The organism is Streptomyces sp. NPDC046859 (assembly GCF_040645135.1).
Taxonomy (GTDB): domain Bacteria; phylum Actinomycetota; class Actinomycetes; order Streptomycetales; family Streptomycetaceae; genus Streptomyces.
In genome coordinates this window covers 120,528-144,729 of the sequence record NZ_JBEYXR010000009.1, presented here as the reverse complement: position 1 = coordinate 144,729, position 24,202 = coordinate 120,528, and the positions used below count along the sequence as shown (strand labels likewise).

Genomic DNA, 24,202 nt, shown 5'->3' with positions numbered 1-24,202 from the left:
GTGGTGGTCAGCCTATTCGAGATCCAATCGCACTCCCGAATCGCCGTACCCTTGCGGCCATGCGCAACAGCTCCATTCCGGGCACCCGAGGGCGAGTCCGGCCCCTCACCCTGCTCGGCGACCCCGTCCTGCACACCCCCTGCGCGGAGGTCACCGGCTTCGGCCCGGAACTCGCGGCCCTCGTGGAGGACTTGTTCGCCACGATGTACGCGGCGCGCGGCGTGGGCCTGGCGGCGAACCAGGTGGGGGAGTCCCTGCGGGTGTTCGTCTACGACTGCCCGGACGACGAGGACGTCCGCCATCTCGGGCACGTGGTGAACCCGCGGCTGGTCGAGGCGGACGGCGTGGTGGTCCGGGGTCCGGAGGGCTGTCTGTCGCTGCCGGGGCTGGAGGCGGGCACGGAGCGGTACGACCACGCGGTGGTCGAGGGGTTCACGATGACGGGTGAGCCGGTCACCGTGCACGGCACCGGGTTCTTCGCCCGCTGCCTCCAGCACGAGTACGACCATCTTCAGGGCCGGGTGTACGCGGACCGGCTCGGCGGCCTGCGCCGCCGGCGGCTGATGCGCCAGGTGGCACGGGCCCCCTGGCGCCGGTCCGGCTGACCGCCCGCGGAAGGCGGCCGTCAGAAGCCGGGGCCGCCCACCTTGTCGCCCGCCGCGGCGAGCCGGCCCCACAGCAGATCCGCGAGGCTGCGCACCAACTCCGCCCGCGAGCACGGCCGCTCGCCGAGCCACCAGTCCCCGGCCGCGTGCATCATGCCGACGATGCCGTGGCCCCAGACCCGGGCCAGCTGCTGGCTGCCGGGACCGAGGTCGAGGCGCTCCTCGATGACGGTGGCCAGTTCCTCGCCCATCCGCCGCAGCAGCGGGGCGGAGTGCTTGCCGACGTCGAACCCCTGGTCACCGGCGTGACCGCCCTCCGCCGGATGCATCAGGAACCGGTACACCTGGGGGCGTGCCTCGATGGCGGCCAGATAGGTGTCGAGGGTGGACTCGACGCGCTCGCGCCGGTCGGCGGGCGCGTCCAGGGCGGCCCGCAGCGAGTCCAGCAGGGCGTCCGTGTGCCGCTTGGCCAGCGCCGCGTACAGCCCGCCCTTGTCGCCGAAGTGCCGGTACAGGATGGGCTTGGTGATGCCGGCCTCGGCCGCGATGGCGTTCATCGAGGCCTGCGGGCCGTCCCGCAGCACCACTCTGTCGGCGGCCTCCAGCAGCTCGCGCCGACGGCGATCGGCGGACCGCTGCTGATCCGTCCGCTGCGTGGTGTCCATGAGCTCTCCCCACCCGTACTGGTTCGGTGACGCCTGCGCAAAGTAACACTCAACCAGGCGTGACCATCGAACGGGCTGCCGAGCGGGCATCGCGGGTTGACTTTACCTACCGACGAGTAACAAACTAGGGTTACCGCTAGTAACAAGCATGCAGCGGGCATGCGCGTACGCCGCTGGAGGGGTCATGGCCGAGTTCACCATGGAGCTCAACGACGAACAGAAGGAGGTCCGGGACTGGCTGCACGGCTTCGCGGCCGACGTGATCCGCCCCGCGGCCGCCGAATGGGACGAGCGTGAGGAGACTCCCTGGCCGGTCATCCAGGAGGCCGCGAAGGTCGGCATCTACTCGCTGGACTTCTACGCCCAGCAGTACTTCGACCAGACCGGCCTCGGCATCCCCATGACGATGGAGGAGCTGTTCTGGGGTGACGCCGGCATCGCCCTGTCCATCGTCGGCACCGGCCTCGCGGCCGTCGGCGTCCTCGCCAACGGCACCGAGGAGCAGATCGGCACCTGGGTGCCCCAGATGTACGGCGACGCCAACGACGTCAAGCTCGCGGCGTTCTGCTCCTCCGAGCCCGACGCCGGCTCGGACGTCGCCTCGATGCGCACGCGCGCGGTCTACGACGAGGCCAAGGACGAGTGGGTGATCAACGGCACCAAGACCTGGGCGACCAACGGCGGCATCGCCAACGTCCACGTCGTCGTCGCCGTCGTCGACCCCGAGCTCGGCTCCAAGGGCCACGCCTCCTTCATCGTCCCGCCGAACACGCCGGGCCTGTCCCAGGGGCAGAAGTTCAAGAAGCACGGCATCCGCGCCTCGCACACCGCCGAGGTCGTCCTGGACGACGTGCGCGTCCCCGGCTCCTGCCTGCTCGGCGGCAAGGAGAAGCTGGACGAGCGCCTCGCGCGGGCGCGTGAGCGGGCCAGGAAGGGCGGCGAGCGCGTGAAGAACGCCGCGATGGCCACCTTCGAGGCGTCCCGGCCGGCGGTCGGCGCGATGGCGGTCGGCACCGCCCGCGCCGCCTACGAGGTCGCCCTGGAGTACGCGACGACGCGTGAGCAGTTCGGGCGCCCGATCATCGACAACCAGGGCGTCGCCTTCCAGCTCGCCGACATGCGCACCCAGGTCGACGCCGCGCGGCTGCTGGTGTGGCGGGCCTCCTGGATGGCGATCAACGGCAAGCCGTTCACGGCGGCCGAGGGGTCGATGTCGAAGCTGTTCGCGAGCGAGACGGCGAAGAAGGTCACGGCGCAGGCCATCCAGATCCTGGGCGGCAACGGCTACACCCGGGAGTACCCGGTGGAGCGCATGCACCGGGACTCGGCCATCTACACGATCTTCGAAGGGACGAGCGAGATCCAGCGGCTGGTGATCGCCCGCACGCTGTCGGGCATGTCGATCCGCTAGGAGGTGTCTTGTCGATCAGGCCGGACGCCGGGAGCCCGGCGTGATCGACGAGACGACCCGTGGAGCGGTGGACGGGGCCCGCGCGGCGCGCGGGCCCCTACGGCGTGGTGCCGCTGCTGTGGGCGATGCAGGCCACGTCGATCCGGTCCGCGAGCTTGGCCAGCTCGATGGTCAGCGCCGCGACCGTGTCCTCGTCCAGTCCGTCCGCGCCTGCCTCCACCAGGTGCAGCCACCGGCCGCCCAGCGTGCGCAGCAGCTTGCTCACGTCGGCGGCGGCCACCTGCAAGGTCCCCCGGTCGTCGACGATCAGCGGCAGAGTAACTTCGCGGTTCACACCCGGGATCGTAGTCGCGCTCCGCTCACGCGCCCTGCCAAACGGTAGTGATGTTGCAGAACTCGCGGATTCCGTGCCCGGACAGCTCACGCCCGTACCCGGACCGCTTCACGCCGCCGAACGGGAACGCCGGATGCGACGCCGTCATGCCGTTGACGTACACGCTCCCGGCCTCCAGATCCCGTTCGAATCGGTCCACGTCGGCGTCGTCGCGCGTCCACACGTTCGAACTCAGCCCGAAGGGCGTGTCGTTGGCGATCAGCACCGCCTCGTCCAGGTCCGCCGCCCGGTACAGCGTGGCGACCGGCCCGAACGCCTCCTCCCGGTGGATGCGCATCTCGCGGGTGATGCCGGTCAGCACGGTCGGCGGGTAGTACCAACCCGGCAGTTCGGGCCGGCGCAGCGGGTGCCCGCCGCACAGCGCCGTCGCCCCGCTGCGGAGGGCGTCGTCGACCAGTTCCTCCAGGTCCGTGCGGCCCTGTTCGCTGGCGAGCGGGCCGACGTCGGTGCCCTCCTGCATCGGATCGCCGACCACCAGCGCCTTCATGCCCGCCACGAACCGCTCCGCGAAGGCGTCGTAGACGTCCGTGTGCACGATGAACCGCTTCGCGGCGATGCACGACTGCCCGTTGTTCTGCACCCGCGCCGTCACCGCGACCTTCGCGGCCCGGTCCAGGTCGGCCGACGGCATGACGACAAAGGGGTCGCTGCCACCCAGCTCCAGCACCGTCTTCTTGATCATCTCGCCGGCGGTGGAGGCGACCGCGCGGCCCGCGGGCTCGCTGCCGGTCAGGGTGGCCGCCCTGACCCGGCCGTCGCGCAGGATGTCGTCGACCTGCGCGGAGCCGATCAGCAGGGTCTGGAAACAGCCCTCCGGGTAGCCCGCCCGATGGAACAGGTCCTCCAGGTACAGGGCGGTCTGGGGGACGTTGGAGGCGTGCTTGAGCAGGCCCACGTTGCCCGCCATCAGCGCGGGAGCGGCGAACCGGATCACCTGCCACAGCGGGAAGTTCCACGGCATCACGGCGAGCACGGGACCCAGCGGGCGGTAGCGGACCCGCACCCGGGAGGCGCCCGAGTCCTTCACGTCGTCGTCGGAGGGCTCCTCGTCGGCCAGCAGCCCCTCGGCGCGCTCGGCGAACCAGCGCATCGCCTTGGCGCACTTGGCGGCCTCCGCGCGGGCCTGGGCGAGGGGCTTGCCCATCTCGGTGGTCATCATCCGGGCGACGTCACCCTGGTCCTCGTCGAGGAGGTCCGCGGCGCGGTTCAGCAGCCGCGCGCGGTCGGCGAAGCTTGTGGTCCGGTACGTGCGGAACGTGGCCTCGGCGAGCTGGAGCCGGCGCTCGACCTCCTCCTCGCCCATGGCCTCGAAAATCCTGAGCGTCTCGCCGTTCGCCGGGTTGACCGTCGCGATGGGCATGACCGACCTCCTGGGGAGCGACCTGTTGCTTCGACCTTCCCGCGCCGCGGTGGGTCCCGCAACGCGTGCTGCTGCTCAGGACGAGTGCTCCGCCAGCCGATCGAGAAACGCGGCCTGCGCCTTGACGATCAGCTCGCGCGCCCGGTCGAGGGAGAGCCAGGCCACCCGGTCCAGCTCCGGGAACTCCCGCGTACGACCCGAGCGCGGCGGCCACTCCATCGTGAACGTGCCGGGCACGACGGCCGCCGGGTCCAGGTCGGCCTCGACCGCCCAGACGGTGACGGTCTTGCCGCCCGCCTGCCGGACCTCGCCCAGCGCGACGGCCTCCCCGTCCGGCGGCGGCAGCCCCAGCTCCTCCTGGAACTCGCGGCGGGCCGCGTCCCACGCGGGCTCGTCCGGCGGGTACTCGCCCTTCGGGACCGTCCAGGCCCCGGCGTCCCGCCGCGCGAAGTACGGGCCACCCATGTGGCCGAGCAGCACCTCCGGGCCGGCCCCGGTACGGCGGAACAGCAGCAGGCCGGCGCTGCGCAGCTCGCGGGCCGCGCTCACGGCCGCACTCCGGGGTGCGCGGCCAGCAGCGACTCGACGGTGTCCGCCTCCTCCGGGCGCTTGTCCTCGCGGTAGCGCAGCACCCGCGCGAAGCGGAGCGTCACCCCGGCCGGGTAGCGGGAGGAGCGCTGCAGACCGTCGTACGCGATCTCGACGACCAGGTCGGGGCGCACGGTCACCCCCCAGGGGTGGTCGCGCACGGCGAGCTCCTGGAGCCGTTCGGTCTGCCAGGTCAGCAGCGCGTCCGTCATGCCCTTGAACGTCTTGCCCAGCATGGCGAACCCGCCGTCCGCGGTGCGCGCGCCCAGGTGCAGGTTGGAGAGCTTGCCGGTCCTGCGGCCGTGGCCCCACTCGGCGGCCAGGACCACCAGGTCCAGGGTGTGCACCGGTTTGACCTTCAGCCAGGACGCGCCGCGCCGGCCCGCGCTGTAGGGCGCGTCGAGCGCCTTGACGACGACGCCCTCGTGGCCCCGCTCCAGGGTCTCCGCGAGGAACTCCTCGGCGCGCGGCAGGTCGTCGGGGCCGGACACCAGGGCGCGGCGCACCCGCATCGGCTCCGGGACCAGCCGGGCCAGCTCCGCGTGCCGCTCGGTGAACGGCAGGTCGAGCAGGTCGCGGCCGTCGACGGACAGGGCGTCGAAGAAGACGGGGGAGACGGGGACCTCCCGGGCGGCCGTCGCGACGTCCACCCGGGAGCCGACGCGGCCCGCGGTCTCCTGGAAGGAGCGGGGCCGCCCGGTGGCGTCGAACGCGATGACCTCGCCGTCGAGGATGAACCGCTCACCCCGCAACTCCCGTGCCGCCGCGACGACTTCGGGGAGCCGGTCGGTGATGTCGTCCAGGGTGCGGGTGTACGCCCGCACGGTGTCGCCGTCGCGGTGGAGCTGGACGCGGATGCCGTCCAGCTTCTCCTCCACCGCGCAGGCGCCCAGCTTGCCGACCGCCTCGGACACCGAGGACGCGGTGTGCGCCAGCATCGGCAGCACCGGGCGGCCGACGGTGAGCCGGAAGCGGTCCAGCGACTCCGGGCCGTCCGCGAGCAGGGCCTGCGCGACGCTCTGGAGGGAGCCGGCGAGCATGACCGCCCGCCGTACGTCCGCGGACGGTGCGCCGGTGGCCTGCGCCAGCCCTTCCACCGCCACCGCGTCGAGCGCGCCCTGGCGTACCTCGCCGGTGATCAGACCCAGCAGGAAACGCTGCTCGTCCTCGGTCGCCGCGCCCATCAACTCGCCGACGAGGCGGGTGCGTTCGGTCTGCGAGCCGGAGCCGGACACCTTGCCGAGCGCGGTGAGCCGGGCGTCCACCTCATGGACGGTCAGGGTCGGCTCGGCGGCCGGGGGAACCGGACGGCTCAGCACCTTCCAGCCGACGCCGAGCCGTCCCTGGGGCAGCCGGCCCGCCAGGTACGGGATGACGATGGGCACGTCGTCCGCCTCGGCGTCCCGGAAGAGCTCCGCGAGCAGAGCGATCTTCCGGGACCGCGCCGACGTCGCGGCGACCTCCTGGGACACGCGGGCCAGACGGGTCAGCAGCATGCAGACCATCCTGCGACGCGCTCCGCGGGTTTACACCTGGACGTCGCGGGTGTGTGGTCCGCCGCGCCCCCGGGGGGGCGCGTGCGGTCGCGGCGTTCGACGTGACCGCTACCGCCTCGCGTCCAGGTCGGCGAAGAGGAGTTCTCCGTTGAGGGTGGCCGCTGCCCGGTAGCCGGCTGAGGCGGCGTTGACCACCTGTTCGGAGAAGCCCATCGCGTTGCCGGCCGCCCAGACGCCCGGTACCGAGGTCAGGCCGGTGGCGTCCACCACCGGGTAGGAGCCGAACGGGGTCGCGTGGAGTTCGGCGCCCAGCCTCTCCAGCAGGCCGGTCCGCGGCACCGCGCGCGGGGCGACGAACAGCACCTCGCGCGTGTGAAGGCTGCCGTCGGCCAGCCGGACGCCGGTGAGCCGGTCGTCCTCGACCACCAGCCCGGCCACCTCGCCCGGGACCACCTTCACCCCGGCCGCCGCCAGCCTGCGCACATCGTCGTCCGTGAGGTCGGACTCGGCGACCTCGTGCAGGAAGAAGGTCACGTCCTTCGACCACTGCGACACCATGATCGCCTGGTGGGCGCCGAGCGGGGTGGTCGCCAGGACGCCGAAGGCCCGGTCGCGGACCTCCCAGCCGTGGCAGTACGGGCAGTGCAGCACGTCCGCGCCGAAGCGCTCGGCGACGCCGGGGACCGCCGGCATCTCGTCCGCGAGGCCGGTGGCGACGATCAGGCGCCGGGCGCGCACGGTCCGGCCGCCCGCCAGCTCGACCGCGAAGTCGCCGGCCTCCCCGTCGCGGGAGACGTCCACCGCCCGGTCCCGGACCAGCTCCACCCCGTATCGCGCGATCTCCTCCCGGCCCACGGCCAGGAACTCGGCGGGCGGCATGCCGTCGCGGGTCAGATAGCCCTGCACATGGGCGGCGGGCGCGTTGCGCGGCTCCCCGGCGTCCACGACCAGGGTGCGGCGGCGGGCGCGGCCCAGGACGAGCGCGGCGGACAGCCCGGCCGCGCCGCCGCCGACCACGATCACTTCGTACGTTTCGGTCACGATGACCACCTCCACCTGAACCCTGCGGCGCGCCCTGCGGGATTGACAAACATGGTTGCCGAAACTGCAATGACCGCATGGCGGACGAAAGCATGAGTGACGACGACGTCCTTGCCGGTGTGGGCCCCAGGCTGCGCCGGATGCGCAAGGAGCGCGAGGTGACGCTCTCCGCGCTGTCCGAGGCCACCGGCATCTCGGTGAGCACGCTCTCCCGGCTCGAGTCCGGCCTGCGCCGGCCCAGCCTGGAACTGCTGCTGCCGATCGCCCGCGCCCACCAGGTGCCGCTGGACGAGCTGGTCGGCAACCCGGCCGTCGGCGACCCGAGGGTGCGCGCGACCGAGCCGATCGAGCGCTACGGCCGCAAGCACTGGCCGCTCACGCGCCAGCCCGGCGGCCTGCAGGCGTTCAAGGTGCTCGAACCGCAGCGCCGCTGCCCTCCGGAGCCGCGCACCCACGAGGGCTACGAGTGGCTGTACGTCCTGTCCGGCCGGCTGCGGCTCGTGCTGGGGGAGCACGACGTGGTGCTCACCGCGGGGGAGGCCGCCGAGTTCGACACGCGGGTCCCGCACTGGTTCGGCTCGACGGGGGAGGGGCCCGTGGAGTTCCTGAGCCTGTTCGGGCCGCAGGGCGAGCGGATGCACGTACGGGCACGGCCTCGGCATACGTGACGCGTTCGACGGTTCCCTGATCGGCAAGCGACCGCTTAGTATGCGAACCGACCCGGACAGACGACGCAGTCCCCCGTGGAGGCTCCGCATGCAGGCATGGCAAGTGCACAGCAACGGCGAACCGGGCGAGGTGATGCGACTCGACGAGATCGAACCGCCCACGCCCGGCGACGGCCAGGTCCTGCTGAAGGTGCGTGCCGCGAACGTCAACTTCCCCGACGCGCTGCTGTGCCGGGGCCAGTACCAGGTCCGGCCCCCGCTGCCGTTCACGCCCGGTGTGGAGATCTGCGGCGAGACCGAGGACGGCCGCCGCGTCCTGGCCACCCCCGCGCTGCCGCACGGTGGATTCGCCGAGTACACCGTCGCGGACGCCGCCGCCCTGCTGCCCGCGCCCGACGCCCTCGACGACGCCGAGGCCGCCGCCCTGCACATCGGATACCAGACCGGCTGGTTCGGCCTGCACCGCCGCGCGGGGCTCGAAGCCGGCGAGACCCTGCTGGTCCACGCGGCCGCGGGCGGGGTCGGCAGCGCCGCCGTCCAGCTCGGCAAGGCGGCCGGCGCCCGGGTCATCGGAGTGGTGGGCGGCGCCGCCAAGGCGGCCGTGGCCCGCGAGCTCGGCTGCGACGTGGTGATCGACCGGCACGCCGAGGACGTCATCGGCGCCGTCAAGGAGGCGACCGGCGGCCGGGGCGCCGACGTCGTGTACGACCCCGTCGGCGGTGCGGCCTACACCCAGTCCGCCAAGACCGTCGCCTTCGAGGGCCGGATCGTCGTCGTCGGCTTCGCGAGCGGCACCATCCCGAGCCCCGCCCTCAACCACGCCCTGGTGAAGAACTACTCGATCCTGGGCCTGCACTGGGGCCTGTACAACACCAAGAACCCCAAGCTGGTCCGGCACTGCCACGAACGGCTCACCGAGCTGGCCGCGCAGGGCGCCGTCAAACCGCTCGTCAGCGAGCGCGTCCCGCTGACCGGGGCGGCGGCCGCCGTCCAGCGGGTCGCCGACGGCGTCACCACCGGCCGTGTCGCCGTGCTCCCGGGACTCACCGAAGGAGGAGCGGCATGACCGACGCCGCCGAACTGCGCCGCCGGACCCAGGAGTTGCTGGCCGCGCACCCACCGGCCACGACCGGCCGCCTGGACTTCCTGCGCGCCCGCTTCGACGCGGGCCTGGCCTGGGTCCACTACCCCGAGGGCCTCGGCGGCCTCGGCGCGCCGCGCTCCCTCCAGGCCGTCGTGGACGCCGAACTGGACGCCGCCGAAGCCCCCGACAACGAGCCGCGGCGCATCGGCATCGGCCTCGGCATGGCCGCGCCGACCATCCTCAAGTACGGCACCGAGGAGCAGAAGCAGCGCTTCCTGCGGCCCCTGTGGACCGGCGAGGAGGTCTGGTGCCAGCTCTTCAGCGAGCCCGGCGCCGGCTCCGACCTGGCGGCGCTCGGCACCCGTGCCGTCCGGGAGGACGGGGGCACCTCCCGCCCGGGCGAAGCCGGGAGCGGGGGGGACTGGGTGGTCAACGGGCAGAAGGTGTGGACGTCCAGCGCCCACCTCGCCCGCTGGGCCATCCTCATCGCGCGCACCGACCCGGACGTGCCCAAGCACGCGGGGATCACGTACTTCCTGTGCGACATGACCGACCCCGGCGTCGAGGTCCGCCCGCTGCGCCAGATCACCGGCGAGGCCGAGTTCAACGAGGTCTTCCTGACCGACGTCCGCATCCCGGACTCCCGTCGGCTCGGCGCCGTCGGCGACGGCTGGCGGGTCGCCCAGACCACCCTGAACAACGAGCGCGTCGCCATCGGCGGCATGCGGTTGCCCCGTGAGGGCGGCATGATCGGCCCGGTCGCGAAGACCTGGCGCGAACGCCCCGAACTGCGCACCCACGACCTGCACCAGCGGCTGCTGAAACTGTGGGTGGACGCCGAGGTGTCCCGCCTCACCGCCGAGCGGCTGCGCCAGCAGCTCGTCGCCGGGCAGCCCGGCCCCGAGGGCGCCGGCATGAAGCTCGCCTTCGCCCGCCTCAACCAGGAGATCAGCGGCCTGGAGGTCGAACTCCGCGGCGAGGAGGGCCTGCTGTACGACGACTGGACCATGCGCCGGCCGGAGCTGGTGGACTTCACCGGCCGTGACGCCGGGTACCGCTACCTGCGCTCCAAGGGCAACAGCATCGAGGGCGGGACCAGCGAGGTCCTGCTGAACATCGTCGCCGAGCGCGTCCTGGGCCTGCCCCCCGAGCCGCGCACCGACAAGGACGTCGCCTGGAAGGACCTCGCCCGATGAGCACACAGCCCGATCTGCTGTACTCCGAGGAGGAAGACGCGCTGCGGGCCGCCGTACGGGACCTGCTCGCCGACCACTGCGACGCCCCCGGTGTCATCGCCCGCACCGAGTCCGGCTCGCCGCACGACATGGCGGCCTGGAAGGCGCTCGCCGGCGGCATGGGGCTCGCCGGCCTGCTCATCCCCGAGGAGCTGGGCGGACAGGGCGCCACGCACCGCGAAGCCGCCGTCGTCCTGGAGGAGCTGGGGCGGGCCGTCGCCCCGGTGCCGTATCTGACCAGCGCGGTCGTGGCCACCGAGGCCCTGCTGGAGTGCGGGGACGACGACCTGCTCGGCCGGCTGGCGTCCGCGACGACCGTGGCCGTGCTCGCGCTCCCCCTGAACACCGCCGCGGGCGGCGCCCGCCAGGTCGTCCGCCGTGAAGGCGGCGCCCTGCACGGCGAGTCGACCGGCGTCGCGGACGCCGTGATCGCCGACGTCCTGCTCGTCCCGGCCGACGACGGCGGGCTGTACGCGGTCGACGCCGACGCCGTGACCGTCACGCCGCGCCCGTCCCTGGATCTGACCCGGCCCCTCGCCACGGTCAGCCTGGACGGCGCTCCCGGCCGCCTGCTGGGCGACGCCGGGCCCGCCGTACGACGCGCGCTGCGCGCCGGCGCCGGGCTGCTCGCCTCCGAGCAACTCGGGCTCGCCGAGTGGACGCTGACCGAGACGGTGCGCTACCTGAAGGACCGCAAGCAGTTCAACCGCCCCGTCGGCGGCTTCCAGGCCCTCAAGCACCGGCTCGCCCAGCTGTGGCTGGAGGTCGTCAACCTGCGCGCCGCCGCCCGCGCGGCCGCCGACGCGCTGGCGACCGGCGAGGACACGGACGTGACGGTCGCCGTCGCGCAGTCCTACGGGTCCCCGGTGGCCGTCCACGCCGCCGAGGAGGCCCTGCAGTTGCACGGCGGGATCGGCATGACCTGGGAGCACCCGGTCCATCTCTACCTGAAGCGGGCCAAGGCCGACTCGCTCGCCTACGGCACGGCGGGCGCCCATCGCGCGGCGCTGGCCGAACTCGTCGACCTCCGCGCTCCCTGAGGCAACCGGGCAAAGCGCGGGAGAAGCCCGCCCCAGCAGGGGCGGGCTTCTCCGTGCGTCGTGCGCGGATGAGGTGAACGAGGGGCGGCGGTTCGGCCAATTCCCTTCCGGGCCCCTGCTGTTCGGGTCCGCCGGGATCGCATACTCGCTGCGGTCCCGTCCGGCACGACACGGAGGCGAAGCATGGCACCCACCACCCGTCGCAGAGCCCTCACCACCCTCGGCGCCGCCCTCGCCGGCGCGGCCGCCCTCCCCGCGGCCCGTGCCCAGGCGGGTGAACACCCGCACCGCGGCCGCCCGTTGTGGCGGGCCCACGCCCACAACGACTACGCGCACCCGCGGCCCCTCCTCGACGCCCTCGACCACCGCTTCGGCAGCGTCGAAGCGGACATCCACCTCGTCGACGGCCGGCTCCTGGTGGCGCACGACACCGAGGGCCTCGACCCCTCACGCACGCTGGAGGCCCTGTACCTCGACCCGCTCGCCGCCCGCGTCCGGGCCCATCACGGCCGGGTGCATCCCGGTGGTCACCGGTCGTTCCAGCTGCTGGTCGACATCAAGACCGAGGGCGCCTCGACCTACCTCGCACTCGACCGGCGTCTCGCCCGCTACCGGCATCTGTTCACGACCTCGGCCCACGGCCGGGTGCACCCCGGTCCGGTCACCGCCGTGGTGTCCGGCGACCGTGCGGCCCGCGCCCCGATGGAGGCCCAGCAGGTCCGCCACGCCTTCTACGACGGCCGTCTCACCGACCTCGGCAGCGCAGCGCCCGCCTCCCTCATCCCGCTGATCAGCGACAACTGGACGCTGAACTTCACCTGGCTGGGTTCAGGCCCCTTCCCGGACGCCGAGCGGAGCAGGCTGCGCACGCTCACCGGCGCGGCCCACTCGCGCGGTCAGCGGGTCCGGTTCTGGGCCACACCGGACACGCCGGGGCCCGCCCGCGACGCCCTCTGGGCCGAACTGCTCGCCGCCGGGGTCGACCACCTCAACACCGACGACCTCGCCGGCCTGGAGGCGTTCCTGGACGGCCATCGCCGCGGGTAGGGCCTTTCGTTCGGATCAGCCCGCGACGCCGGGATGATCCAAACGAAAGGCCCTGGCCGTACGACCCCGAACATCACACGTTCGGGGGACAGGTCAGCCGCCCGGACGAACCCTCCGCTACGCCACACTTGCGGCCGAACGCCGTGAACCGGGCGATGCGGCGTGGCGGAGGAGGTTGACGATGGCCATTTCCATCTCGGTGGTACTGCTGCTGTTCATTCTGGCGGTGATCTTCATCCGCAGCGGCGGACTGAAGATCACCCACGCCCTGGTCTGTCTGCTGCTCGGCTTCTACCTGGCCAGCACCAGCATGGCGCCGACCATCAGCAGCGGCCTGACCGCCACGGCGGACATCGTCAGCAGTCTGAGGCCGTGAGGCTCAGGGCGTCGAGAACACCCCGATGCCGTTGGCGACGGGCCGCTCCGTCCCGTCGGACGGATGGTTGCGCACGGAGACGGCCGGCGCGCCCGGCTCACGGGCGACCAGGGTCGAGGAGCCGCCGCCGTCCAGGCTTAAGGCATGCACCGACCCCAACTCCCGCATGACCGCCGCCACTTCCGCGACGGTCAGGCCCGTGCGGTACGCGGGTGCGCCGTCCAGCGCGAGCAGCACCACGCGCCGGCCGCCGTCCGCGACGCCGACGGCGGTGCGCACCGCCGACGTCCGGTCGTCCAGGCCGGGCAACGGCCGTCCGCCGGCCAGCACCGGATAGCCGCCGAGCGCGAAGCGGTACGGGACCCGTGACGCCGCCGCCACCAGCCGGTGCCGTACCGTCACCCGCTCGCCCACGAAGAACTTCCGCAGCCGCCGCGCGCCCTCCTCCCGGCCGACGAGGACCGTGGTGCCCGCGGCCACCGGACCGCCGCCGGGGGTGTCCGAGGCCGCCACGACCCGGCCGCGGCGGACGGTCACCTCGTAGGTGTCCGTGCTGCACGGGGCCGCCCGGTCGGTGTCGGTGCCGCAGGTGGCGCGCACCCGGGACGCGCTGCCCCAGGCAGCCGTGAACGCCCCGACCGAGCCGACCGGCAGCGCGTACTGGTTCAGGCCGCGCAGCGGCAGCACACCCCCGGGGGTGCGGACGGAGCCGGTCAAGCGCAGCCGGTCCAGCCGGGCCCGGCGGTCGGTCCCCACCCCGAAGACGTTTTCGGTGCTCGTGCCGGGCGGCAGCGGCGGGCCGAAGCGCTGGCCGTCCGGCACCGCGCCCTTCAGCACCCGGCCCCGCGCGATCGCCGGGCCCACGCTCGCACCGGTCGCCTGGACACCGGGGTGCTGGGTCTCGCTGATGTTGAAGAAGTCGCCGTTCACCCCGGCGACGGCCCCCAGCGCGGCCGCCTGCCGGGAGACCGGCGCCCGCGCGGCCACCGCCCCGGGGTGCAGCAGGCCCAGGCGGACCCGCCGTTCCCGCAGGTCGACGGTGAGGACATGGGCGTGCGCGGTGCCCTTCGCCGCCGCGATGTCGAACTCGTCGTAGACCACACCGGGCGCGACCCGGGTGCCCCGCTGCACGGCGCCGGCCGGTGCCGCCCCCGTCAGGGCCGCACCGGCCAGCGCGCCGAACGCCGTGAGCAGCGCGAGCGCCGCCCGGGCCGTGCCGAATCTCCTCCGACGAAGCGTCACGATCCCCCCTGAGGTCACGTCAAATGTGGCAGGACTCAGGGGAAGTGCACCAGACGACGGCGACCTGCGACGTCACTGAGCGCCGACGACGCGGGAACGGATGAGGAAACGCACTCCCTCGGGTGCCTCCAGGGAGAATCCGCTGCCCCGCCCCTCGACCACGTCGACGATCAGACGGGTGTGCTGCCACGCCTCGTACTGGGGGCGTGACATCCAGAACGTCACCGGCTCCGCCACCCCCTCGACCTCCAGCTCGGCGAGCAGCACGTCGGAACCGCCCGTGCGGAACTCGCCCTCCGGGTAGCACATGGGCGCGCTGCCGTCGCAGCAGCCGCCGGACTGGTGGAACATCAGCGGCCCGTGGGCGGCGTGCAGCCGCCGGAGCAGATCGGCGGCCGCGGGGGTGAGTTCGACGCGCGGGGTCTCCTCATACATGTGTCCAGCGCACCACACGCAAGGTTGCGAGGGGGTTGCAGCGCGTTCGGCCGCGCTCAGCGGTCGCGGCGCTCGCGGCGGGCCCGGGCGAGGACCGGCAGGGCGGGCAGCAGGGAGATCACCACGACGACGGCGACCAGGGGGAGCAGATAGGCGTCGATGTCGGGGACGGAGTGCCCGAGCGCGTACCCGGCCAGGACGAGGCTCTGGGACCAGAGCAGTCCGCCGACGATCTGCCAGAGCGTGAACGTCCGCGCGGGCACGCCGAGCGCGCCGGCCGCCGGGTGCAGGACCGTGCGGACCAGCGGCACGAAGCGGCCGATCACCAGCGCCTTGCCGTAGCCGTAGCGGGCGAGCAGGGTCTCCGCGCGGGCCGCCGCCTCGCGCACGCGCGGCCGGGAGGTGCGGGCGAGCAGCGCCCGGCCGCCGTGGCGCCCGATCAGATAGCCGACCTGGCCGCCGAGCAGGGCTCCGGCGGCCGCGCACAGCAGTACCTGCCAGAGGACCAGCCTCGGCCCCTGGTCGGTACCGGCGGCGCACAGCACTCCGGCCGGCAGGAGCAGGGTGTCGCCGGGCAGGAAGAGACCGAACACGAGCAGACCGGACTCGGCGAAGATCACCACCAGGACGCCGAGGGCGCCGAAGGCGGCCAGGACCGCGTCACCGTCCATCGGGTTCACGGTGAGCAACGCCCTCACCTCCCGCCCGCCCGGCGCCGCGCTCGCGGGGGTCACGCGCGGCCGTGGGCCTCCTGCGAACGGCGGGACAGCGCGTCGATGACCACCGCCGCGAACAGCACTCCTCCGGTGATCATGAACTGGACGGCCGCCGGGGTGTCCGTGATGGCCATGCCCGAGGCGATCGACTGGATGACGAGCATCCCGAGCACCGCCGACCAGGTCGAACCCCGCCCGCCGAACAGGCTGGCCCCGCCGATCACGGCCGCCGCGATCGCGTTGAGCAGCAGCACGCCCGAGCCCGAACTCTGGCTCACCGAGGTGATGCGCGAGGCCAGGAACAGCCCGCCGACGGCGGCCATGGTGCCCGATACCGCGAGCACCGCCGTCTGCACCCGGGTCACGCCGAGACTGGCCCGGCGGGCGGCCTCCACCCCGCCGCCGAGGGCGTACACCTGCCGTCCGTAGCGCGTGCGCCGGAGCACGATGTCGAGGCCGGCCACCACCACGAGGAAGATCAGCAACGCGAGCGGCAGCCCCTGGAACCGGTTGAGCAGGTACGCGGTCGTGAACGCGATGACCGCGAGCGCGCCGGCGCGCCCGACGATCACCTGCATCGACCGGTGCGGCATTCCGGCGGCCACCCGGCGCCGTCTGTCCAGCCAGGACGCCAGCAGGACGAGTCCGACCGCCAGCGTGGCCACGGCGTAGGCGACGGCGTCCTGGCCGAAGTAGTAGCTGGTCAGCTGGGCCACCAGCCCGTTCTCGTCGAGGTTGATGGTGCCGCTGGCCCCGAGGACGTACAGCATGAGGCCGTTCCAGGTGAGCAGTCCGGCGAGGGTGACGACGAACGCCGGCACCCGGGTTCTCGCGAAGGAGTAGCCCTGCACGGCGCCCGCGACGGTGCCGGCCAGGACGGCGATGACGAGGGACAGCCATTCGGGCACGCCGTTCTGCACGTTCAGTACGGCGAAGACGGCCGCCGCCAGCCCGCTGATCGAACCGGCGGACAGATCGAGTTCCCCGAGCAGCAGGACGAAGACGATACCGACGGCGATCAGGCCGGTGCCCACGATGTCCACGCTCAGGTTGGACAGGTTCCGGGGCGAGAGGAAGTTGTCGTTCAGGAACTGGAAGGTGATCCAGACGACGGCGAGCACGACCACGACGGGCAGCGAGCCGACCTCACCGGCCCGCAGCCTGCGGCGGACGACGGCCGTCCAGCGTTCCACGACGTCGGCCACGGTCCGCCCGCGGGGGCCGCGGCCGTCCCCGGCCGGGGACCCCGCGGTCCCGGTGCGCCGGTCGTCCTCCACGGTGCGGGTCCCTTTCACCACGCCGCCTCCCGGTGCGCCGGCCGGCGGGGCGTGTTCTCGGCCGCGCCGGTGACGGCCGAGATGACCTGTTCCTGGGTGACGGTGTTCACGTCGAAGAAGCCGTTGTTGCGGCCCAGCCGCAGGACGGCGGCACGGTCCGCCAGGGCCTTGACGTCACCCATGTTGTGGCTGATGAGCAGCACCCCCATGCCCCGGTCGCGCAGTTCGTCGACGAGGTCCATGACCTCGGTGCTCTGCCGGAACCCCAGCGACGCGGTGGGCTCGTCCAGCAGGATCAGCCGCGGGTCGCCGAGGAGCGACCGGGCGAGGGCGACCGTCTGGCGCTGGCCGCTGGACAGCGAGACGACGGGGGCCCGCAGATCGGGGACGCCCCGGGTCAGGCGCTCCAGCAGGTGCAGGGTGCGGCGTTCCATCTCCATCTCGTCGAGGAAGCCGTACCGGCTGATCTCGCGGCCGAGGAACAGATTGCCGACGACGTCGAGGTTTCCGCACAGGGCGAGGTCCTGGTAGACGGTCGTGATCCCCAGCGCGCGGGCGTCGGCGGGGCGCCGGATCTGGACGGCGCGCCCCTCCCACTCGATCACGCCCCGGTCGGCCGGGGACACCCCGGAGATCACCTTGACCAGCGTGGACTTGCCGGCGCCGTTGTCGCCGAGGAGCGCGACGACCTGGCCGGCCCGGATCTCCAGGTCGATGTCGGTCAGGACCTCCACGGCGCCGTAGCGTTTGCTCACGCCGTGCAGGGCCAGCAGTGGGGGAGAGGACACGGAGACGATCTCCTTCCCGTGGCGTCCGGCCGGGCCGGAGCGGTGGTCAGGTCAGTCGGGCCGTACGGCACGCGGCGGCGAGGTCGGGGACGCAGATCTGGCGGACCGTGTACACGCCGTCCTGCACCAAGGTCTCCTTGACGTTGTCGACGGTCACGGACACGGGGGCGAGCGTCACCGTCGGCACCTCGTGCCCGTCACGGGTCGTCACCTCGTCGCCGGCCACCCGGTCCAGGTTCTCGCCGCGGGCCGCCGCCACGGCCATCTCGGCGCCCGCGGTCGCCTCCGGGGGAAACGGCTTGTAGACGGTCATGTACTGCATGCCCTGCACGATGCGCCGCACGGCGCCGAGTTCGGCGTCCTGTCCGGTGACCGGGGGGAGCGGACGGACCTGGTTCGCCCGGAGCGCGGAGATGCTGCCGGCGGCCAGTCCGTCGTTGGCGGCGTACACCCCGTCGATGGCCTCGGCGCCGAGGGCCGCGATGGCGGCGGACATGTTCTGGTTGGCCGCCTCGGGCCGCCACTGCAGGGTGTCGTACGCCTTGCCGATCTTCACCTTGCCCCGCAGCACCGACAGGGCGCCGCGTTTGAACAGCACGGCGTTGGGGTCGCTGAGGTCGCCGTTCATCATGACGATCCGGCCGCCCGGCACCTCGTCGCCCATCGCCTTGAGCAGGGCCGTGCCCTGGAGCCTGCCCACCTCCTCGGCGTCGAAGGAGACGTGCCCGGCGATCGGGCCGTCGGCGAGCCGGTCGTAGGCGATGACGGGGACGCCGTCCTCCTGCGCCTTGCGGACCGCGGCGGTCATCGCCCGGGCGTCCACCGCCACCAGCACCAGGGCGTCGGCCCCGTTGGCGATCATCGAGTCCATCTGCTGCTGCTGCGCGGCCACGTCCGCCTTGGCGTTGGCGGACACCACCGTGCAGTCGCCGCAGCGCCTGTCGATCTCCTTCTCCAGCAGCGGTCTGTCCTGGGTCTCCCAGCGGGTCGTGGTGTTGTCCGGCAGCAGGATCCCGATCTTCGGTCCGCTCCCGTCGCCGGCACCGCCCCCGCCGTCCGACCCGCAGGCCCCGAGGGCGACGGCCGAGGAGGCCGCCACCAGGGCGACGGCGGTGTCCCGTACGCGAGCTCTCATACGGAAGACCTCCCGAGCGTGCCGGGGCGGCACCGCCGGGCCGGTGGTGCCGTGGCGCGTCGGCTGAGCCGGTGCGGGGCGGCGGTCGCGCCCATCCGCCGGGCGGCTCGGGCGCCACCGCCCGGCCGGGCCGTGGAAGGCCTTCCGACCGTGCGGCCGCGCGCCGGCACCCGGCTCCCGGCCGGTGCGTGCTCCGTTGGCGGCGGCCGGACGACCACCCGGTCAGTCTGACACCGGCCCGGTGGATCGGCGAGCGCAGTGACAGCGCTGCCACCAGCGGACGGGGTCGGGCGATGAAACAAATATGTCCGGGTCATCCGGATATGCGATTCTGGTGTCCCGGGTTCCCGTGCGCCTCCCGCGTGAGGGTGCCCCCGATCTCCCCCAGCACCTCCGGCAGGGACGGGAGGAAGGTTGCGGACATGCCTCATGACGGCCGTGCCCGGACCGGAGTTCCGGAGCCGGACACACCGGAGGCCGGAATCACGGGCACGGGTGCTGCGCTCACGGCGGGACAGGCCGCCTCGGGCGGCCGGGCGCTGATCTTCGCGGGGACGGCGCTGGCCGCCGTCTACGCGGCCGACCCGGACGAACCTGAGCTGCGGCTGCTCGACTCGGCCGGCCTGCACTCCGCGGAGCACCGGCTGCCGCCCGTCCTGTCCGCGACGGGCGGCTCGGCCGCCGCCCACGCCTTCCGCACCGGCCGCCCCCTGTGGCTGAACGCCGCGGCCCTGGCCTCCTATCCCGAGGGAGCGCCCACGCCGCCCCCTGCCCGGAGCAGCTCCCTCGGCGCCCTGCCCCTGCGCGGCCCGGACGGCGTGCTCGGCTGCCTCGTCGTCGTCGGCACGTCGGCGGACGGCTTCGACGCCGGACAGCAGCGCTTCCTGGAGTGTTACGCCGACAGCGTCGGTCGTCTGCTCGGCGCCGAACGGGCCGGCGCCGCGCCCCGTCATCTGCTCGCCCGCGCCCTGCAGGCCATGCGCGCCGGCTCCTTCGTCCTCGTCCCCGAGACCGGTCTGATCGACGCGGACGAGACGCTGCTCGAGCTGGTCGGCATCGCCCCGGAGGCCTTCGACGGCAAGGTGGACTCCCTGCTCGGGCACGCCGTCCCGGAGGACATGCCCGCGCTGATGCCCGTCCTCGAACCGAACTCGCAGGCCCCCGTCCGCAGGGAACTGGAGTTCCGGGTCCGCCGCCCCTCCGGCGAGCTGCGCTGGCTGAGCCTGAGCTGCCGGGTGCGGCCCGCCTCCGGCGACCGGTCCGAGGAGGTGCTGGGCGTGGTCACGGCCACCTCCTTGGAGCACGGCACCACCGACGACGTGTCCCGCATCCAGTGGCTGACCGCCGCGCTCGACGACGCCGTGACCGTCCAGGACGTCGGCCGGGTCGCCGTCACCGCGCTGCGCGAGCCGCTGGGCGCCGACCGGGTGGCACTGGCCGACATCCGTGACGACCGGCTCGTCGTGACCCTGCTCGACCCGCCCGAACCGTCGGCCTGGCCCCAGGTGTGGCGGGCGCAGTGGCGCTCGGAGTGGCCCGACGCCCCGATCGGCGCCGTGCCCACCCTGCAGCTCGCCCTGCGGGACGGCCGGATGGACCTCTGGCCCGCCGGAACCCCCCTGGAGCCCGAGCTCGCGGGCATCGGCCCCGGCGGTCTGGCCGTGCTGCCGCTGCCCGCCAAGGGCAGCGTCGCCGGGGTGTGCCTGGTCGGCTGGGAGCGGCCGCACGAGTTCACCCCCGAGGAGAGGTCCCTGCTCACCGCCACCGCCGCACTGGTGGGGCAGTCCCTCAAACGGGCGCACGCGCACGACGCCGAGCAGGAGCTGGCGACCATGCTCCAGCGCAGCCTGCTGCCGCGCCGCCTGCCCGAGCTGCCCGGCGGCACGGCCGTCGCCCGCTATCTGCCCGCCCGGCAGGGACTGCAGGTCGGCGGCGACTGGTACGACGTCATCGCGCTGTCCGACGACCGGGTCGCCCTCGTCATCGGCGATGTGCAGGGGCACAGTGCGGGAGCCGCCACGATCATGGGCCAGATGCGGACGGCGGTGCGGGCCTACGCCGTCGAGGGGCACCCTCCCGATGTCGTCGTGGCCCACGCCAACCGCCTGCTGACCGGCATGGAGACCGACCTCTTCGCCACCTGCTGCTACGTCGAACTGGACATGGAGGAGGGCAACTTCCTCTTCGTACGGGCCGGGCATCTGGCGCCCCTGCTGCGCCACCCGGACGGCACCACCGAGGAGGTGCTGGTCGAGGGCGGCCCCCCGCTCGGGGTCCTCGCGGACGCGGAGTTCCCCATGACGGCGGTCGCGCTGAGCACCGGCTCCGTGCTCGCGCTGGTCACCGACGGCCTCGTGGAGGCCGCCGACCTCCCGCTGGACGTCGGCATGGAACGCACCCGCGCCGCGCTGGCCGCCGCCGACCCGGCCGACCTGCCCCGCACCGCCGACCAGCTGCTCGGCGACGGCGGCCCGCGCGAGGACGACGTGGCGCTGCTGCTCCTGCGCTACGACGGCACGCGGACCAAGCCGATCCGGGCCGGCTGGGTGGTGTGGCGGCTGCCCGACGCCGTGATGCACGCCCGCCGGTTCACCGCGCGCACCCTGCGCCGCTGGCACGTCGAGGACGCGGCCGACGCGGTGCTGCTCGTCGTCTCCGAACTGGTCACCAACGCCCTCGTGCACACCCAGGGCTCGGTCCGGCTCGATCTGGTCCTGCGCGGCGACCGGGTGCGCGTCTGTGTCACCGACTCCTCGCCGCGCGCCCCCGCCAAACCGGTCATCGTGGACTGGGAGGCGACCGGCGGCCGGGGCCTGCTGCTGGTCGAGGCGGTGTCGGAGTCGTTCGGATCGTTCCCGGTGGCGGGCGGCAAGCAGGTGTGGAGCGAGGTCACCGTGCCGGGCCGCGCCGCCGCCGGCCGCGCGCGCTGAACGCGACGAGGGGAGCCGTGATGCGCACCCGCACGCTGCACGTCGCCGCGGCACTCGTCGCGGGACTGCTGACGCCGGCCCTGGCCGGGTGCGGCTCGGACGGCGACGCCGGCGGGGAGAGCTTCACCGTCGGCCTGCTGCTCCCGAACCGGATGACCCCGCGCTGGGAGCACGCGGACAGGCCGCTGATCGAGAAGCACGTCGAGCGGCGGTGCCCGGGCTGCCGGGTGGTGTACGCCAACGCCGAGGCCGACGCTGCCCGCCAGCGGGACCAGGTCACCTCCATGATCACCAAGGGGGTGAAGGTGCTGATCCTCGGCCCGGCCGACAGCAAGGCGCTGCGCTCCTCGATCCAGGAGGCGCGCCGCGCCGGTGTTCCCGTCGTCGCCTACGACCGCCTCGCCGAGGGACCCGTCTCGGGATTCGTCAGCTTCGACGGCGCGCGGGTCGGCAGGCTCCAGGGGGAGGCGCTGCTGAGGGCGATGAGGGCCCGCGGGGACGGCCGGACCGTCGTGATGATGAACGGCGACCCGAGCAGCGCCAACGCGGGGTGGTTCCGGCGCGGCGCGCTGTCGGTCATGGCGGGCGAGGTGACCATCGCACGCTCCTACGACACCGTGGGCTGGAGCCAGGAGAGCGCCCACGCGAACATGTCCGCCGCGATCTCGGCCCTCGGGGCGGACCGCATCAGCGGGGTCCTGGCCGCCAACGACGTCATCGCCGCCGGAGTGGTCTCCGCGTTCAAGAAGGCCGGGGTCGACAAGCCGCCGCCGGTCACCGGGCAGGACGCCGACCTGGAGGCCGTGCGCCGCGTCGTCGCCGGCGAGCAGTACATGACCGTGTACAAGCCGTTCGAGAAGGAGGCCGCCGCGGCCGCCGCCATGGCCGTGGCCCTCGGCCGGGGCGAGTCCGCCGAGAACGTGGCCACCATCACGGTGGACAGCGCCACCCGCCGGGACATCCCGGCCATCCTGCTGACCCCGGTCGAGGTGACCGCCGGGAACGTGGAGCGGACCCTGGTGCGCCCCGGCGTGTACACCGTGGGGCGGATCTGCGTCCCGGACCTGCGGGCCGCCTGCGTCCGCTTGGGGATCACCCGCTGAGCTGGTCGGCCGGCCGCACCGGGGGGAGCATGGAGACAACCGTCGAGGGAGGTCGGCCATGAAGAGCGGAGCCTCGTACTACGACCGCTGGCTGTACTCGCACACACCGTCCCAGGCCGAGGGGGAACGCGACGAACCGGCGGAGCGCACAGCGGCGGAGCAGCACCCGGACGTCCCGAGGACGGAGCCGTCCCAGGCGGAGGGCGAACGGGAGTACGTCAGGGATCCGCGGATGTTCAGGTGAATGAACATCGCCCACGTGGGTGTACAGCTCGGCACGGCTCATGCAAGGCTCGGTCAACTCCGTTCCCCCACCGAGCAGTTGGAGGAGTCCGCATGAGTGTTTCCCGGCGTACTGTGCTGGCCGCGGCGGCCGGAGCCGCGACGGCGGGTGCCTTACCGGCGCCCGCCGCGGCCGTGGAGGCGACGGCACCCGCCCCGGACCTGCGCACGCTGCGCGCGGCGGCCGACTACGCGGTCGGCAAGCTCGCCGCCGTCTCGCCCGGGGTGACCGCCTTCCCGGTCGGCACCAGATTCGAGAAGTGGGTGTTCTCGCAGGACGGCGACTGGGTCGGCGGCTTCTGGCCCGGCACGCTGTGGATGGCCTGGCTGTACAGCGGCGACGACGCGTTCCGCACCCGCGCCCTCGCCTCGGCCCGAAAGCTGGCGCCGCGTCAGGACGACACCGGCACCCACGACCTCGGCTTCCTCTTCTCCCCGTCCTGGGTCACCGCGTGGCGGCTGACCGGCGACGACGTCTGGCGGGCCGGCGCCCTGCGGGCGGCGGGCTCGCTCGTCCGCCGGTTCAACCCGCGCGGGCGCTTCATCCGGGCCTGGGGCGGCCTGAACGACCCGAACAACGCGGGCCGGGTCATCATCGACACGATGATGAACCTCGACCTGCTGGCCTTCGCGAGCGAGCAGACCGGCGACGGCCGCTACCTGGACATCGCCGTCCAGCACGCGCGGACCGCGCGGCGCGTCTTCCCCCGCCCGGACGGCTCGACCCCGCACGTGTACGACTTCGACCCGGCCGACGGCACCCCCATCGGCCCGAACACCGTGCAGGGGTACAGCCCCACCTCGTGCTGGTCGCGCGGGCAGGCGTGGGGGATCTACGGGTTCACCACCATGTACCGCAGGTCCGGCGAGGCCGATTTCCTCGCCACCGCCCGCGACCTCGCCGACTACGCGATCGGCGCCCTCACCCCGGACCACGTGCCGGTGTGGGACTTCCGCGCCCCGCAGCACCCCCACGACGTCAAGGACGCGTCCGCGGGCGCGATCATGGCCTGCGGACTGCTGGACCTGGCCGCCGTCACCGGCAGCCGGCGGTACCGCGAGGTGGCGCTGAGGATGCTCACCGCGCTGGCGCGGACGTGCCTGACGACCGGGTCGGCCCGGGCGGACGCGGTGGTGGCCCGCTGCACCCGCAACCGCCCGGCCGAGGACGGCGTCGAGATCTCCCTCCCGTACGCCGACTACTACCTGCTGGAGGGCATCCTGCGGGTGCTGCGGCCCGCCGACGTCGACCGCGCGATCGATCTCTCCACGGTCTGACGGCCG

At 73.5% G+C, this 24,202-nt stretch carries 24 protein-coding genes; 12 read left to right on the top strand and 12 right to left on the bottom strand.

Features of this window, described 5'->3' with window-relative positions:
* Window positions 1-59 precede the first annotated feature (59 nt).
* Window positions 60-605, top strand: a complete 546-nt coding sequence (gene def, locus ABZ899_RS16275; protein ID WP_361346041.1) for a peptide deformylase — start codon at window positions 60-62, stop codon at window positions 603-605.
* 20 nt (window positions 606-625) lie between these two features.
* Here the strand turns inward: def and ABZ899_RS16270 are convergent, their stop codons facing one another.
* A complete protein-coding gene (locus ABZ899_RS16270; protein WP_062668054.1) occupies window positions 626-1,270 on the bottom strand; it encodes a TetR family transcriptional regulator in 645 nt (214 codons plus the stop codon).
* A 184-nt stretch (window positions 1,271-1,454) separates the two neighbouring features.
* Between ABZ899_RS16270 and ABZ899_RS16265 the strand changes: the two genes are divergently transcribed.
* Window positions 1,455-2,681, top strand: coding sequence for an acyl-CoA dehydrogenase family protein (locus ABZ899_RS16265; protein ID WP_361346039.1), 1,227 nt, complete (start codon window positions 1,455-1,457; stop codon window positions 2,679-2,681).
* 97 nt (window positions 2,682-2,778) lie between these two features.
* Here ABZ899_RS16265 and ABZ899_RS16260 read toward each other — a convergent pair whose 3' ends face one another.
* From ABZ899_RS16260 to ABZ899_RS16240, 5 genes are all read right to left on the bottom strand, one after another.
* A complete protein-coding gene (locus ABZ899_RS16260; RefSeq protein WP_062668052.1) occupies window positions 2,779-3,015 on the bottom strand; it encodes a DUF6213 family protein in 237 nt (78 codons plus the stop codon).
* Between the two features lie 25 nt (window positions 3,016-3,040).
* Window positions 3,041-4,435: an NADP-dependent succinic semialdehyde dehydrogenase gene (locus tag ABZ899_RS16255; RefSeq protein ID WP_361346037.1), complete on the bottom strand. Its 1,395-nt coding sequence runs from the start codon at window positions 4,433-4,435 to the stop codon at window positions 3,041-3,043.
* A 75-nt stretch (window positions 4,436-4,510) separates the two neighbouring features.
* Window positions 4,511-4,984, bottom strand: a complete 474-nt coding sequence (locus ABZ899_RS16250) for an NUDIX domain-containing protein (protein ID WP_361346035.1) — start codon at window positions 4,982-4,984, stop codon at window positions 4,511-4,513.
* The gene (locus ABZ899_RS16245; RefSeq protein WP_361346033.1) at window positions 4,981-6,519 is read right to left on the bottom strand and encodes an ATP-dependent DNA ligase; all 1,539 of its coding nucleotides are present in this window, start codon (window positions 6,517-6,519) and stop codon (window positions 4,981-4,983) included. Before ABZ899_RS16245 ends, ABZ899_RS16250 begins: the two co-directional genes overlap by 4 nt.
* Window positions 6,520-6,627: 108 nt before the next feature.
* Window positions 6,628-7,560 carry an NAD(P)/FAD-dependent oxidoreductase gene (locus tag ABZ899_RS16240; protein WP_361346031.1) on the bottom strand — a complete coding sequence of 311 codons (933 nt, stop codon included), beginning with the start codon at window positions 7,558-7,560 and terminating at the stop codon, window positions 6,628-6,630.
* Window positions 7,561-7,652: 92 nt separating this feature from the next.
* Between ABZ899_RS16240 and ABZ899_RS16235 the strand changes: the two genes are divergently transcribed.
* The 6 genes from ABZ899_RS16235 to ABZ899_RS16210 all read left to right on the top strand — a co-directional run bounded on the left by ABZ899_RS16235 (window position 7,653) and on the right by ABZ899_RS16210 (window position 13,010).
* Entirely contained in the window at window positions 7,653-8,228 is a 576-nt protein-coding gene (locus ABZ899_RS16235; RefSeq protein ID WP_361346029.1) for an XRE family transcriptional regulator, read from the top strand.
* An 88-nt stretch (window positions 8,229-8,316) separates the two neighbouring features.
* Window positions 8,317-9,294: an NADPH:quinone oxidoreductase family protein gene (locus tag ABZ899_RS16230; RefSeq protein WP_361346027.1), complete on the top strand. Its 978-nt coding sequence runs from the start codon at window positions 8,317-8,319 to the stop codon at window positions 9,292-9,294.
* Entirely contained in the window at window positions 9,291-10,508 is a 1,218-nt protein-coding gene (locus ABZ899_RS16225; RefSeq protein ID WP_361346025.1) for an acyl-CoA dehydrogenase family protein, read from the top strand. The genes ABZ899_RS16230 and ABZ899_RS16225 overlap by 4 nt, the downstream gene beginning before the upstream one ends.
* Complete coding sequence (locus ABZ899_RS16220) at window positions 10,505-11,587, top strand: acyl-CoA dehydrogenase family protein (RefSeq protein ID WP_361346023.1); 1,083 nt, start codon at window positions 10,505-10,507, stop codon at window positions 11,585-11,587. Before ABZ899_RS16225 ends, ABZ899_RS16220 begins: the two co-directional genes overlap by 4 nt.
* 183 nt (window positions 11,588-11,770) lie before the next feature.
* Window positions 11,771-12,634, top strand: coding sequence for a phosphatidylinositol-specific phospholipase C/glycerophosphodiester phosphodiesterase family protein (locus ABZ899_RS16215; protein ID WP_361346021.1), 864 nt, complete (start codon window positions 11,771-11,773; stop codon window positions 12,632-12,634).
* Window positions 12,635-12,815: 181 nt separating this feature from the next.
* Window positions 12,816-13,010: a hypothetical protein gene (locus ABZ899_RS16210; RefSeq protein WP_361346019.1), complete on the top strand. Its 195-nt coding sequence runs from the start codon at window positions 12,816-12,818 to the stop codon at window positions 13,008-13,010.
* 3 nt (window positions 13,011-13,013) lie between these two features.
* Here ABZ899_RS16210 and ABZ899_RS16205 read toward each other — a convergent pair whose 3' ends face one another.
* From ABZ899_RS16205 to ABZ899_RS16180, 6 genes are all read right to left on the bottom strand, one after another.
* Window positions 13,014-14,252, bottom strand: coding sequence for a phosphodiester glycosidase family protein (locus ABZ899_RS16205; protein ID WP_361346017.1), 1,239 nt, complete (start codon window positions 14,250-14,252; stop codon window positions 13,014-13,016).
* Between the two features lie 72 nt (window positions 14,253-14,324).
* Complete coding sequence (locus ABZ899_RS16200; RefSeq protein ID WP_361346015.1) at window positions 14,325-14,687, bottom strand: DUF779 domain-containing protein; 363 nt, start codon at window positions 14,685-14,687, stop codon at window positions 14,325-14,327.
* A gap of 56 nt (window positions 14,688-14,743) precedes the next feature.
* A complete protein-coding gene (locus ABZ899_RS16195) occupies window positions 14,744-15,376 on the bottom strand; it encodes a DedA family protein (protein ID WP_361346290.1) in 633 nt (210 codons plus the stop codon).
* Window positions 15,377-15,417: 41 nt separating this feature from the next.
* Complete coding sequence (locus ABZ899_RS16190; RefSeq protein ID WP_361346289.1) at window positions 15,418-16,608, bottom strand: sugar ABC transporter permease; 1,191 nt, start codon at window positions 16,606-16,608, stop codon at window positions 15,418-15,420.
* A gap of 86 nt (window positions 16,609-16,694) precedes the next feature.
* Complete coding sequence (locus ABZ899_RS16185; RefSeq protein WP_361346013.1) at window positions 16,695-17,468, bottom strand: ATP-binding cassette domain-containing protein; 774 nt, start codon at window positions 17,466-17,468, stop codon at window positions 16,695-16,697.
* 46 nt (window positions 17,469-17,514) lie between these two features.
* Window positions 17,515-18,603 (bottom strand): substrate-binding domain-containing protein, encoded by a 1,089-nt coding sequence (locus ABZ899_RS16180; protein WP_361346011.1) that lies wholly within the window; start codon window positions 18,601-18,603, stop codon window positions 17,515-17,517.
* A gap of 422 nt (window positions 18,604-19,025) precedes the next feature.
* On the opposite strand from ABZ899_RS16180, the gene ABZ899_RS16175 reads away from it, so the two are divergent.
* From ABZ899_RS16175 to ABZ899_RS16160, 4 genes are all read left to right on the top strand, one after another.
* The gene (locus ABZ899_RS16175; RefSeq protein ID WP_361346009.1) at window positions 19,026-21,533 is read left to right on the top strand and encodes a SpoIIE family protein phosphatase; all 2,508 of its coding nucleotides are present in this window, start codon (window positions 19,026-19,028) and stop codon (window positions 21,531-21,533) included.
* Between the two features lie 20 nt (window positions 21,534-21,553).
* Window positions 21,554-22,636: a substrate-binding domain-containing protein gene (locus ABZ899_RS16170; RefSeq protein ID WP_361346007.1), complete on the top strand. Its 1,083-nt coding sequence runs from the start codon at window positions 21,554-21,556 to the stop codon at window positions 22,634-22,636.
* A 58-nt stretch (window positions 22,637-22,694) separates the two neighbouring features.
* On the top strand, window positions 22,695-22,880 hold the full coding sequence (locus ABZ899_RS16165; protein WP_361346006.1) for a hypothetical protein: 186 nt from the start codon (window positions 22,695-22,697) through the stop codon (window positions 22,878-22,880).
* A gap of 92 nt (window positions 22,881-22,972) precedes the next feature.
* Entirely contained in the window at window positions 22,973-24,196 is a 1,224-nt protein-coding gene (locus ABZ899_RS16160; RefSeq protein ID WP_361346004.1) for a glucuronyl hydrolase, read from the top strand.
* The last annotated feature ends 6 nt before the right edge of the window (window positions 24,197-24,202 follow it).